Below are 12456 nucleotides of genomic sequence, written 5' to 3' on the forward strand. Positions count from 1 at the left end.
TGCGCCGTCTGCACCTCAATCTGGCGCAGCTTCAGCACCACCTGCTCCGCACCCGTCTTCTGACCTCGCTTCATGTCCAGCTCCTTCAGTCCTGGCTGATCCTCTCAATCAGCCCAGTCCAAAGCCAGCCGGTCAGGTCACCGTCCGCACCGATGAGGTAGATCACGGCCGAGCCGGTGGCGGCGGCCACCTGCGCAAGCCGCCGGTCGACGCGATCTAGCAGGTCCCGCCCCGGCGCGCCGCCGACCGCGGCGACGATCTCCGGGTCGGCCGCGAGCGCCAGCGGCAGGGAGGCCTGCTTCTGCATCTCGGCCAGCAGCACGCCGACCTGTAATCCGATCGCCGAGCGCGCGTTGCGCCGCAGGTCCGCGAGCGTCCACCGCTCCGCGGACCGCCCGGCGAACCAGGCCGCGCAGAGGATCGCGCATAGACCCGCTACGATCAGGAGCGTCCGGCGCGCTAGCGCGTGGCCGAGCCCACCGGTTCCGTGCGTCCCCATCCCGGTCATCGGCGCGCGCTCGGTGCGGGATCCCGGACTGGATCCGCAAGGCGTGTGCGGATTTCTGCACGACTGGATCTCCGACCGACCCGGCACAGCCGAGTAAAGATCTTTAATTTGAATTGCTTAAGCAAAACGTCGCGGGGTTCCGCGCCTGGTACGGAGATTGCCATTCTGGCCGCGCAACGCAGCCATGCCCGTGCGGCAAGACTGCGCGCCGAGAGGCCAAGACCAAGCGCGGACGCCGCCCGGATACCCTGGGCCAACCGCCATGAACCAAGCCGATCCTAGGGAGATCCATCCATGGCCGCCGTACCGTCACCGCTCACCGCACCCCATCCGCCGACAAAGCCGAAACCACTTTACAGGACCTTGTATTTTCAAGTCCTGGTGGCCGTCGCGATCGGCATTACGCTGGGGCATCTCTACCCTCAGCTCGGCGCCGAGATGAAGCCGCTGGGCGACGCGTTCATCAAGCTCGTCAAGATGATCATCGCACCGGTGATCTTCCTCACCGTGGTCTCCGGCATCGCCGGCATGACCAATCTGGAGAAGGTCGGGCGCGTAGGCGGGAAGGCGCTGATCTACTTCCTGACGTTCTCGACCCTGGCGCTGATCGTCGGCCTCGTCATCGCCAACGTGCTCCAGCCCGGAAACGGCCTGCACATCGACCCGAAGTCGCTCGATCCGAAGGCGATCGCCACCTACGCCGGCAAGGCGAAGGAGCAGAGCATCGTCGAGTTCCTGATGAACATCATTCCGTCGACGGCGGTGGGTGCCTTCGCAGGCGGCGAGATCCTCTAGGTGCTGTTCTTCTCGGTGCTGTTCGGCTTCGGTCTCGCCTTCCTGGGCGATCGCGGCAAGCCGGTGCTCGACATCATCAAGGTGCTGTCCGAGGCGATCTTCGGCGTCGTGAACATCATAATGAAAGTCGCCCCGATCGGCGCCTTCGGAGCGATGGCGTTCACAATCGGCAAGTACGGGATCAGCTCGCTCGCCAACCTCGCCTACCTGGTCGGCGCGTTCTACCTGACCTCCGCGATCTTCGTGCTGGTCGTCCTTGGGGCCGTGGCCCGCTACAACGGCTTCTCGATCATCGCGCTGATCCGGTACATCAAGGAGGAGCTGCTGCTCGTACTCGGCACCTCCTCATCCGAGTCGGCGCTGCCCTCGCTCCTGGAGAAGATGGAGCGGGCCGGCTGCTCGAAGCCGGTCGTCGGCCTCGTGGTGCCCACGGGCTACTCGTTCAACCTCGACGGCACGAATATCTACATGACGATGGCGGCGCTGTTCATCGCCCAGGCAACCGATACGCCGCTGAGCTACGGCGAGCAGGCGCTCCTCCTCCTCGTCGCCATGCTGTCATCCAAGGGCGCGGCCGGCGTCACCGGTTCGGGTTTCATCACGCTAGCGGCGACGCTCGCCGTGGTGCCCTCGGTGCCGGTGGTCGGCATGGCGCTGATCCTGGGCGTCGACCGGTTCATGTCGGAGTGCCGCGCGCTGACCAACTTCATCGGCAACGCCGTGGCGTGCATCGTCGTGGCGCGCTGGGAGAACGAAGTCGACGAGGAGAAACTCGCGGCGGCCCTCTCTGGGCGTGCCACGACGCCCGTGTCGCGTGAGCAGGCCCTGCACGCTGCTGAATAAGCTGTTATTGCCGCAGACCGTACTAGCGTGCGGCCTGCGGCGGCCTTGCTCGCAGCACAGATCGTAATCTGAGTTGATGTAATGGTGCTGGGCGTCGCGAACGGACCTCACGTGCTTCTAGATGCTCTAGTCAATATACGGGCAAATTTCCTATTATAGTCTTAGTAACAAGCATACTGCATTCGATTGTCGTCCCTGAATATGCACGTTTCCGCTCACCGTTGGCGCGCGGAGGCCTGGCTCGGAAGAATCTTCGAGGTCTCGAGTGACCGACATAGGCTCTAAGCGGCGGGCCGGATCTGGTCGCTTTCATACGAAAGGTCATAGTCCGGTTTCTGCCCTTTGGGGATCTTCGGAAGGTCCGCTTTTAGGCTGTTGAGGTAGAGGCCAACGACCGGATCGGGTGGGAAACGGCCCGACTGCTTTGAGCGTGGGATATATCGAAAGCTGCCGTTAGCGATCCGGGGCGCTTTCCCGAAAATGATGGTGTTTCGAGAAAGCCGGTGAATGGCCGCCTGCAGCAGTGCGGTCGATGCTTATCCCTCGGCGGCCAACATCGTCAGCCGTTCACGCAGCCAGCGTTGTGCCGGATGGTTGGTCGTCCGGTCATGCCAGACACTCGCGATGGCAAAGCCAGGGATGGTGAGCGGCGGATCTAGCACCTGCACCCGATCCGACCAGCCATCGGAGATCCGCCGTGGGACCAAAGCAATCATGTCGGACCGTGACACGACCTCCGGCACGATCAGGAACCCCGACGTGGACAGGGCTACGGTGCGGCGGCGGCCGACGGCCTCTAGTGCCGCATCGGTAGGTCCCGAGAACCCGCCGCCTTGGGGAGACACCACAACGTGCTCCAAAGTACAGAACACGTCCAGGCTGACATATCCCTGTACGACCGGGTGTCCCTGCCGGGCGATCACCGTGTAATCCTCACAATAGAGCTGACGCTGTCGCATGGCCGCCGGTGCATGGTCTGAAGATGCCAAGGCCAGGTCGACCTCGCCGCGCTCCAACTGGGTGGCGAGCGCCAGCACGTCCAGGGCACGCCAGGCGATGCGGACCCTGGGCGCCTCGGTCCTGAGTGCGACCGAGAAGCGGGTGAGCAGCGCATACTGCTGGTAGTCGGTCGCGGCGATCACCAGGGTGGCCCGCATGGTCGCGGGGTCGAACGGTGCTCCATCTGCCACGACCCTGCGGACACCCTCCAGCGCTTCATGCAACGGTTGTCGAAGCTCGACGGCGCGCTGGGTCAGGACCATCCCGCGCTGTGCCGGAATGAGGAGGGGATCGCCGAAAGCCTCGCGAAGCCGCGCCAACCGGGCGGACAAGGCGGGTTGGCTCAGATTCAGGCGCCGGGCGGCACGCGTGACGTTCCTTTCCGCCAGCAGGGCTTCGAGCGTGACGAGCAGGCCGAGATCGAGGTTCCTTGTATCCATGCGCTCGATAACAGCAGGCAGAAGATTTGATTGCAACACTGCCACGCGTCGGGCGATATCCCGAGCGGGCTTCAGTTCCGGGAGCCTCCATCGACGACGCGGATAGCAGCTTGCCGGAAGCCCCCGCCATCCAACCGCATCGCTCCTCCTCAATCGCGTTCCCGCTGCTCGCGGCCATCCTGTTCCTGTTCTTCGTGTCGAGCAGCGTGCCCTCGCCCTTGTTTGTCGTGTTCCAGGAGCGTTGGGGTTTTTCTCCGGGCATGCTGACGGTCGCGTTCAGCATCTACTCCCTGGTGCTGCTCGTAACGCTTCTCGTGGCCGGATCGCTCTCCGACCACCTGGGACGCAAGCCGGTGATCGTTGCGGCGCTGGTCATCCAGGTCGTGTCCATAGCGCTTTTCCTGACGGCAGACGGCATCGGCGGATTGCTGGCCGCCCGGATCGCCCAGGGCATATCCATGGGCGTGGTCAACGGCGCCCTGTCGGCCGCGGTGATCGAGGCGCCGCCGCCGGCCCGCAAGGCGCTTGGCAGCCTGTTTACCAGCATTTCGCCGCTCGCGGGGCTGGCGACGGGCGCCCTCGTCACCGGGGCGCTACTCGGCGTAACGGACAAGGCGGAGATCTGGGCGTTCGGCTTGCTCGGGGGGCTGTTCTGCCTGGGTGCATTGATTGTTCTGCTTATTCCCGAGACGGCAAGCCCGGTGCCCGGCCTGCTTCGCTCCATGGTGCCGAGCGTACATGTTGCCCGTTCGGCGCGCGACGGCTTCACGCGCGGGTTGCCGTTGCTCCTGTCAATCTGGGCGCTGGGCGGCTTCGTCAGCGCGCTCGGGCCGTCGCTGTTACGCACTGTCTTCGGCGTCAGTAGCGGATTGCTGAACGGCGCCACCGTCGCCGTGCTGTGTGGCGCCGGCGCTGTGTCGCCGCTGATGATGCGCGGGCTGCCGCCCGGGCGCATGGCCGTCGTGGGCATGGCGGCGGTGACGGCCGGGGTTGGCCTCTTGCTCGTGTCGATCGGCACTGGAGCGTTGGCGCTGTTCTTCGTCGGCGGCGCGGTCGCAGGCGCGGGGCTAGGCGCATCGTTCAGCGGCCTTATCCAATCGCTCGTGCCGCTCACCCCTGTGCACGAGCGGGCCGAACTCTTCGCGGCGATATTTCTGGTCACCTACCTGTCCTTGAGCGTCCCCCCCATCGCCGCAGGCTTCGCCGTTCCGCTGGCCGGCTTCCTGGGTACGGCCCAGACTTACCTCGGCGCCGTCCTGGTCGTCTCTGCGATCGCGACCGTCCTGCAATGGCTGCCTTCGCGCAGCCGAGGAGCACCCGCATGAAGGCTATCCAGGCTCACGCCCCGCGCGACCACGCCCCGCGCGACCACAGCCGCGATAGCGGGCAATCACGTTGTCGCGGCAGGCTTTTAGGGTCTCGATGACAACCAGGGACACAAGGGGGGTGGGAGGGCGCCACCGCCCCGTTGGCGGCCTAGCTGGGCGAGCGCCCGGCTTCGCGGAATCTGCCACGGCATCCTGTTCTGGGGGGCGGGACCCAGTGTCGAAGCTTGGCGGTCGGGACTTGGAGACTGGTCCCGCTTGTGCTTGGCCGAGGCAGGCTAGGCGGGTTCAGCTGGGCCAATGCTGGCGGGCATATCGTTGTGCAGTGGGATCACGGACGACGACAGCAGGATGGGTGCAAACGCCATGGTGAGCAGCACGACGCGGCAGGGCGGCACGGACCGGGTCGGAGCGATCTGCCGGGCCCTGCGGCAGGCCATCGTCGAACGGGCCGTGGCCCCCGGCGACCGGTTGCCGGAGGATGCCCTGGGCGAGCGATTCGGCGTCAGCCGCACGATCGCGCGCCAGGCCCTGGGGCAGCTCGCCGGCGAAGGGCTAGTGGAGTTGCGCCGCAACCGCATCGCCGTCGTGGCGACGCCGAGTTGGGAGGAGGCACGCGACACCTTCGACATCCGCATCGGCCTGGAACGCCTCGTCGTCGCCCGCCTCGCCGGCCGCCTCGATGCCGGCCAGGAGGCCGCTCTGCATACCCATGTCGACAGCGAGGAAGCGGCCCGGCGCGGCGGCGGACCGGGCTCGATCCGCCTCGCGACGGAGTTCCACCTACTGCTGGCGCAGATGACCGGTAGCCCCGTGCTGGAGCGCTACGTCGGCGAACTCGGCTACCGCTGCGCCCTCATCCTGTCGCTCTACAGCCGGCCCCATTCGGCCGAATGCGCGGTGGCCGAGCACCGCGCCCTCATCGCGGCGCTGGTCGCGGGCGATGTCGACCGCGCCACCGCCCTCATGGACCACCACCTCGACGCCGTCGCTGAGCGGGCGCGCATCACCGCCACGCCGCCCCGCGACCGCAACCTCCTCCGGCTGCTCGCCCCGTATGCCGAGGCGTCAAACTGATCAGGCGGTGATGCCGCGTCCCGTCAGGATGCGCTCGGCGCTGTCGTTCCACACCTCCATGGTGACGATCAGGCCGTCCCGCACCGTGAAGCGGTCGACGTAGCGGTTACCTTCGAACGGCGTGCCGTCGGGCCAAGCGCCGTAAAGGGTACCGAGGCTGTAGACCGTGGTGAAGCCCTCGTCCGGCACCACGTCGAGGCGTTCCATGCGCTTCTTCACCCAGGCGTAGCGCCCGGCGTTGAACGCCGTGACCTCACGGGGATGCCGGAAGCGGCGGGCGCCCGTCAACACGATCTCGATGCCCGGCGCCATGTAGGTCGCCGCCCGCTCCGGATCGGGCACCATCGAGGCTTCGAGATAGGCGGTGACGATGGCTGCGTCCTGCGCCGTCATGTTCGGTCCTTCCGTCATCCCTCAATCTCCTTCGTGGGCTCCCACTCCTTCTCGCCGCCGTCCGCATAAAGTGCATGCAAAAACTGTATGCACTCTGGTGAAGTTCGAGGCATGGACTTGAGAGGGATTCTAATTTCTATAATTATTGCAATGATTTGGTGCATGGCACACGCATTGCGCGTGGTGAACTCATTCCGTCGGAGACCTCCCATCATGCGCATCCGCAACAGCCCGTCCCTGACCCGCCGGGCATCCTTCGGCGCGACCCTCGGTGCCGCCCTGCTCCTGGGTGCCTCCGGCGCGGCGCTCGCCGAGGAGCCGATCCGCATCGGCCTGGTCACGGCCTTGAGCGGCCAGTCGGCCAAATCCGGCGAGGCGATCTCACGCGGCATCGGCCTCGCCATCGACGAGATCAACGGCGCCGGCGGCGTCCTCGGCCGCCCGCTCGAGCTCGTGGCGCGGGACGACGAGGCCAATCCGTCGAAGGGCGTGCTCGCCGCCCGCGAGCTGATCCAGCGCGTCGGCGTCGTCGCCCTGGTCGGCGGCCTCGACACACCCGTCTCCATGGCGTTGGTGCCGATCGCCAACCAGATGAAGGTGCCGTTCCTCGGCCCCTGGGCCGCCGGCACCGGCATCACCCGCAACGGGGCGGCCGACAACTACGCCTTCCGGGTCTCGGCCGTGGACGCCCTCGTCGACGAAGCCCTGGTCGCCTACGCGGTAAAGACCCACGGCGCGAAGAAGCCCGGCATGATCCTGGTGAACAACGCGTGGGGTGAATCGAACCAGCAAGGCCTCGTCGCGGCGCTCAAGGCGGCGAACCTCCCCAGCGCCGGCGTCGAGAAGTACGAGGCCGCCGACGTCGACATGGTGCCCCAGCTGACCCGCCTGAAGGAGGCCGGCGCCGACACGTTGTTCCTTGTCGGCAATGTCGGACCCTCGGCCCAGGTGGTCAAATCGCTGGACCGCATGGGCTGGTCCGTTCCCGTGGTCTCCCATTGGGGGCCGGCAGGCGGGCGCTTCGACGAACTCGCCGGCCCGAATGCCGGGAAGGTCCACTTCGTCCAGACCTTCACCTTCGCGGGAAACACCTCGCCGAAGGCTTCGGCCGTCCTCGAGGCGCTGAAGAAGAAGTACCCGGCGATCAAGTCCATGGCGGACGTGACGCCGGCAGTGGGCATCGCCAACGCCTACGACGCGATCCACCTGCTGGCGCTCGCCATCAAAGCGGCGAACTCGACCAAGGGGCCGGAGGTCCGCGACGGCTTCTACAAGGTCGCGACCTACCCGGGCCTGATCAAGACCTACGACAAGCCTTTCGCTCCGGGGCAGCACGACGCGCTCGGTCCGCAGGACTACATCTTCACGCGCTTCCAGAACGGCGAGATCGTCGCGGTGACGAACTGAGCCCGGTCGGATGCTGACCGGAACCCTCGTCACCGGCCTCGGCCTCGGCAGCATGTACGGGCTGATCGCGCTCGGCTTCCACATCACCTACGCGGTGTCGGGCACGGTCAACTTCGCGCAAGGGTCGGCCGTGACGCTGGGCGCCGTCCTCGGATACTGGCTCGGGGTGACACTGGGCTGGCCGATGCCGCTCGCCATCCTCGTCGCGCTTGCCGGATGCGCCCTCCTCGGCGTGGTGGTGGAGCGGCTTCTGGTGTGGCCGTTCGTCGAGCGTGGCTCGGATGCGTGGCTGCTCGCCACGGTCGCCGGCGGCATCATCCTCGACAACACCATGCTGTTCACCTTCGGCAAGGAGCCGCGCAGCCTCCCCTCCGTGTTGGCCGTGTCGCCCGTGCAGCTCTTCGGGACCGGGATCTACCCGCTCCAGATCGTCATTCCGGTCATCGGCCTCGCGGTGGCCGTCGCCATCCGCACGGTGTTCCGCCGGACCGATCTCGGGCGCGTGCTCCTGGCGGTCGCCCAGAACGCGGATGCGGCTCGCCTCATGGGCATCGACGTGCGCAAGACCGTGGCCTGCGCCTTCGCCCTGTCGGCCGTGCTCGCCGGCGTCGCGGGGCTCCTCATCGCACCTCTGTTCTCCGTTTCGGCGGACATGGGCGCCCTGTTCGGGATCAAGGCCTTCGCCGTGGCGATCCTCGGCGGCATCGGCTCGGCCACGGGCGTCGTCGTGGCGGGGCTGCTCTACGGCCTCCTCGAGGCCGGCGTCACGGCGACGCTCGGCTCCGCCTACACCCAGCTCGTCGTGTTCTCCGTGATCATCCTGGCGCTGGCGCTGCGGCCGGACGGTTTGTTCGGCCGTCGCGCCGTCAACAAGGTCTGACGCCATGCGCCACCTGAACGGACGGCTGGCGATGCCCTTCGCCATCGCGGCCCTCACGGCGACGGGCCTCGGCCTCGTCGCCGGAACATCCGGCTACAGTCATTTCATCATCGCGCTGGTGGCCCTGACGACCGTCGCGGGGGTCGGCCTCAACGTGCTCCTGGGCCTGACCGGGCTGATCTCCTTCGGCCATGCCGGCTTCTATGCCATCGGCGCCTATGCGAGCGCGGTGCTCACCGGCGCGGGCGTGAGCTTCTGGCTGGCCTTGCCGGCGGCGGCCCTGCTCTCGGCCCTCGTGGGCGTGGTGCTGGCGGTGCCGGCCATGCGGGTGAAGGGACCGTACCTCGCCATGGTCACCATCGCGTTCGGCTTCATCGTCGAGCATGCGCTGATCGAGGGCGGCGCGCTCACCGGTGGGCAGAACGGCCTCGTCGTCACCGGCGGTCCGAGCCTGTTCGGCACCCCCTTCGCGGAGCGCGAACTTGCGATCCTGAGCGTGCTCGGCGCCGGAATGAGCCTCTACGGCTTCCACCGCCTGGCGCTCAGCCGCCTCGGCCGGGCCATGTGCGCCGTGCGGGACGCCGACGTGGCGGCAGCCTCCCTGGGCTTCGATCCGGTGCGGGTGAAGACGCTGGCCTTCGCCGTCTCGGCGGCGCTCACGGGACTCGCAGGCGCCGTGCTGCCGCCCCTCATGCTGTTCATCGCCCCCAGCTCGTTCCCGTTCTCGCAATCGATCCTGTTCGTCCTCGCGGTCGTGGTCGGCGGAGCCGGCACCGTGCTGGGGCCCCTGTTCGGCGCCCTCGTCACCGTGCTCCTGCCCGAGATGATGTCGGGGCTCGCCGAGTTTCGGCTGCTGTTCTTCGGTGTCGCCACCCTCGTGGTGCTCTGGCTCGTGCCGGCCGGCTTCGTCGGCAGTGTGTCGCGCCTGATCCCGCGTCGTGCGGACACCCGCGCCACGGGAGACGCCGACCTCGCCGGCTTCCTCGGCGACCGGCTGGGGGAGCCGCTGGTCGTCGACGCCATCGGCATCCAGTTCGGCGGCATCCGCGCGGCGGACGGCGTGTCGTTCACCGCCGCTCCCGGTGCCGTCACCAGCGTCATCGGCCCGAATGGCGCGGGGAAGACCACGGTGCTCAACATGGTCTCGGGCTTCTACCGCCCGAGCACCGGTGCCATCCGCTTGGGTGCCCGGGACCTCACGGGCGCGCCGGCGCAGACCGTCGCCCGGGCTGGCATCGCCCGGACCTATCAGACGACGCGCCTGTTCGGCTCGCTCAGCGTCCTCGACAACGTCGCCCTCGCCTTCGCCCCCGGCCGGCTCTGGCGCCGGGCCCGCCGCGACGATCGCGCCAAGGCCGCCGCCCTTCTCGCCTTCACTGGTTATGCCGGCCCCCTCGACCGGCGAGCCGACGAACTCCCCCATGTCGACCGACGCCTCGTTGAAATAGCCCGATCGCTCGCCGGCCGCCCCCGGGTGCTCCTTTTAGATGAGCCCGCCGCCGGCCTCACCCGCGCCGACACCGACCGCCTCGGCATCCTGCTGCGCCGGATCGCCGCCTGCGAGGTAGCTGTGGTTCTCGTCGAGCACGACATGCCCCTGGTGATGGGCGTGTCCGACTACATCCTCGTCATGGATGCGGGGCGGCCCATCGCCAGTGGTATCCCGGCCTCCGTCCGGCACGACCCGCTGGTGCTCTGTGCCTATCTCGGTGCTGCCGATACGCCGGCCCGGCCGCGCGCAGCACCCTGGCAAGGCCCTGCCGCCGCCGTCCTCTCGGCCCATGGCCTCACCGCCGGCTACGGCGCGGCCCCGGTGCTCGAGGGAATGTCACTGGAGGTCCGCCCTGGCGAGACCGTAGCGCTATTGGGCGCCAACGGTGCCGGCAAGTCCACCGCTATGCGGGCCCTGGCCGGGCTCCTGCGCCCGGTAGCGGGCGGGATCGTGCTGGAGGACCGGGGCGTTGCTACACTGCCTGCGCACCGGATTGCCCGCCTGGGCCTCGCCCTCGTACCTGAGGGCAGGCAGGTGTTTCCGGAGTTGACCGTGGTGGAGAACATCCGGCTGGGTGCCCACGGCCGCGGGACACCCATCGATCCGGCCGAGATCGAGGCGCTACTCACCCGCTTCCCCCGCCTGCGCGACCGGGCGACGAGTCGGGCCGGCCTCCTGTCGGGCGGCGAGCAGCAGATGCTCGCCATCGCCCGAGGGATGATGGCGCGGCCCCGCATCCTCCTCCTCGACGAGCCGTCGCTCGGCCTCGCGCCGGCGATGATCAATGCCCTCTACGCTGTGGTGGCGGAGCTGCGGGATGCCGGCACCACGATTCTCATCGTCGACCAGATGGCGGCGCTCGCCCTCACCGTCGCCGACCGCGGCTACGTCCTCGAACAAGGCCGCGTCGTCACACAAGGCACGGCCGCCGAGCTGGCGGCGGACAAGGGCCTGGAGGCGGCCTATCTCGGCGCGGCTTGATCGAAGTCCTGCGAGAGCTCGCGGGATTTGGAGGGCAATGACGAGTGAATCGGAGGCATGCTCCTGCGCCGCGAGTCCGTGAGGGGCGGCAACTCAACCCTGACCTTTCGCCCCGACGCGGACATTCCGCCTTCGACCCAACCCAGCCGTACAGACCGCTATGATTGCTGCCTTGAAGCGGACACAGGCGTGGCTTCGACCCGCTAAGCCCCCTGCCGCAAACCACCGTCCTGCTCGCGTGATCCGGCACCGCTCGGCGGCGCAGATTCGTCCCGCGGCGGGTGTCCGAACATGGCCTTGTAGGCGCGGCTGAAGGCTGCCTCCGACGCGTAGCCGACGCTCAATGCGACATCACCAACACGCGCCTCGCGGGCGACCAGCATGTCCCGGGCAAGCGTGAGCCGCCACTCGTTCTGGTAGCGTAGGGGCGAGCGCCCGACGAGTGCCGTGAACCGCTCGCAGAAGCTCGACCGCGACATGCCGGCCGCGTCCGCCAGGGCCTCGACGCCCCAAGGACGCAATGGACGCTCGTGCATGACCTTCAACGCCCGGGCGATGCGGGCGTCCGAGAGACCTCCCAGCCATCCGGTGTTGTGCCCTCGCCGTACCCAAGTCCGAAGGGTGCGGATGACGATGACGTCGATGATCCGCGAGATCATCAGGGCCGCGCCCGGCTCGTCGTCGGTCACCTCGACCATCAGGAAGGGTACGATGCCCTCCAGCCACCCCGCCCCCTCGTCGCGCCGAATGTGGATGCGCCCGGGCAAGGCCGAGACCATGCCGCGCAGGGTGTGGGGATCGAACCAGAACCGACAGACGATCACCGAAGCATGCGAGGTGGATGCCACCAGCCTGGCCTCGCCGAGCCCGCGGGGGAGAAGCACGAGATCGCCCGTGTCGATGATGACGCGCTCCCCGTCATCGCCCTCGACGTGGAGCGAACCCTCGGCAACCACGAGGACATGAGCGGCTCCGACCTCCAGGTCCAAGTTCCCCGACCGCTCGACCTCAAGGGACCGGACGTGGTCCCCGGTGAGCCTGATCTGCGCCAGGACGAGGGAGAGGAGGTCGCCGGTGGCAACGCTCGGTCCACCCTCCGGAGGAACGGTCAAGTTTTCCAGCAATCCGGTCATGGGTGCCATCAGCGTCCGTTTGTAAAAGTGCCTTCCGAAGCGAGTAACCGGGGCAGATCACCGGGCGGTCATGCTGTTGCGGCGTTTCTGACAAGGTCCGGCAGGGGCGGGACGGTTGCGCTGTCTGGGATGCCGAGGCGATCGCCGAGGTATCGGAAGAACGAGACGTCGAGCTTGGCGCAG

Annotated in this window: 8 protein-coding genes and 2 pseudogenes; 6 read left to right on the plus strand and 4 right to left on the minus strand. The window is 67.7% G+C overall.

The annotated features are described in order from the left end of the window. Positions 1-139: 139 nt before the first annotated feature. Positions 140-499: pseudogene (locus MKK68_RS25095) on the minus strand (sensor histidine kinase); the annotation flags it as partial. A gap of 303 nt (positions 500-802) precedes the next feature. Here MKK68_RS25095 and MKK68_RS25100 point away from each other — a divergent pair. Beyond that, positions 803-2146: pseudogene (locus MKK68_RS25100) on the plus strand (dicarboxylate/amino acid:cation symporter). 536 nt (positions 2147-2682) lie between these two features. Here MKK68_RS25100 and MKK68_RS25105 read toward each other — a convergent pair. Beyond that, positions 2683-3630 carry a LysR family transcriptional regulator gene (locus MKK68_RS25105; RefSeq protein ID WP_244033276.1) on the minus strand — a complete coding sequence of 316 codons (948 nt, stop codon included), beginning with the start codon at positions 3628-3630 and terminating at the stop codon, positions 2683-2685. Between the two features lie 65 nt (positions 3631-3695). Here MKK68_RS25105 and MKK68_RS25110 point away from each other — a divergent pair, with 65 nt between their 5' ends. Next, positions 3696-4910, plus strand: coding sequence for an MFS transporter (locus MKK68_RS25110; protein ID WP_244033277.1), 1215 nt, complete (start codon positions 3696-3698; stop codon positions 4908-4910). Between the two features lie 366 nt (positions 4911-5276). Next, entirely contained in the window at positions 5277-5987 is a 711-nt protein-coding gene (locus tag MKK68_RS25115) for a GntR family transcriptional regulator (protein ID WP_244033278.1), read from the plus strand. Here MKK68_RS25115 and MKK68_RS25120 read toward each other — a convergent pair whose 3' ends face one another. Then, positions 5988-6398 (minus strand): nuclear transport factor 2 family protein, encoded by a 411-nt coding sequence (locus tag MKK68_RS25120; RefSeq protein WP_244033279.1) that lies wholly within the window; start codon positions 6396-6398, stop codon positions 5988-5990. Positions 6399-6593: 195 nt separating this feature from the next. Between MKK68_RS25120 and MKK68_RS25125 the strand changes: the two genes are divergently transcribed. The 3 genes from MKK68_RS25125 to MKK68_RS25135 are packed head-to-tail and all read left to right on the plus strand — an operon-like array spanning position 6594 to position 11140. After that, the gene (locus MKK68_RS25125; RefSeq protein ID WP_244033280.1) at positions 6594-7787 is read left to right on the plus strand and encodes an ABC transporter substrate-binding protein; all 1194 of its coding nucleotides are present in this window, start codon (positions 6594-6596) and stop codon (positions 7785-7787) included. A 10-nt stretch (positions 7788-7797) separates the two neighbouring features. After that, complete coding sequence (locus tag MKK68_RS25130) at positions 7798-8667, plus strand: branched-chain amino acid ABC transporter permease (RefSeq protein WP_244033281.1); 870 nt, start codon at positions 7798-7800, stop codon at positions 8665-8667. Between the two features lie 4 nt (positions 8668-8671). Further along, positions 8672-11140: a branched-chain amino acid ABC transporter ATP-binding protein/permease gene (locus MKK68_RS25135; protein WP_244033282.1), complete on the plus strand. Its 2469-nt coding sequence runs from the start codon at positions 8672-8674 to the stop codon at positions 11138-11140. Positions 11141-11343: 203 nt separating this feature from the next. Here MKK68_RS25135 and MKK68_RS25140 read toward each other — a convergent pair whose 3' ends face one another. Next, positions 11344-12273, minus strand: coding sequence for a helix-turn-helix transcriptional regulator (locus MKK68_RS25140; protein ID WP_244033283.1), 930 nt, complete (start codon positions 12271-12273; stop codon positions 11344-11346). Between the last annotated feature and the right edge of the window lie 183 nt (positions 12274-12456).

The sequence above is a fragment of the Methylobacterium sp. E-016 genome (genome assembly GCF_022829745.1).
Taxonomy (GTDB): domain Bacteria; phylum Pseudomonadota; class Alphaproteobacteria; order Rhizobiales; family Beijerinckiaceae; genus Methylobacterium.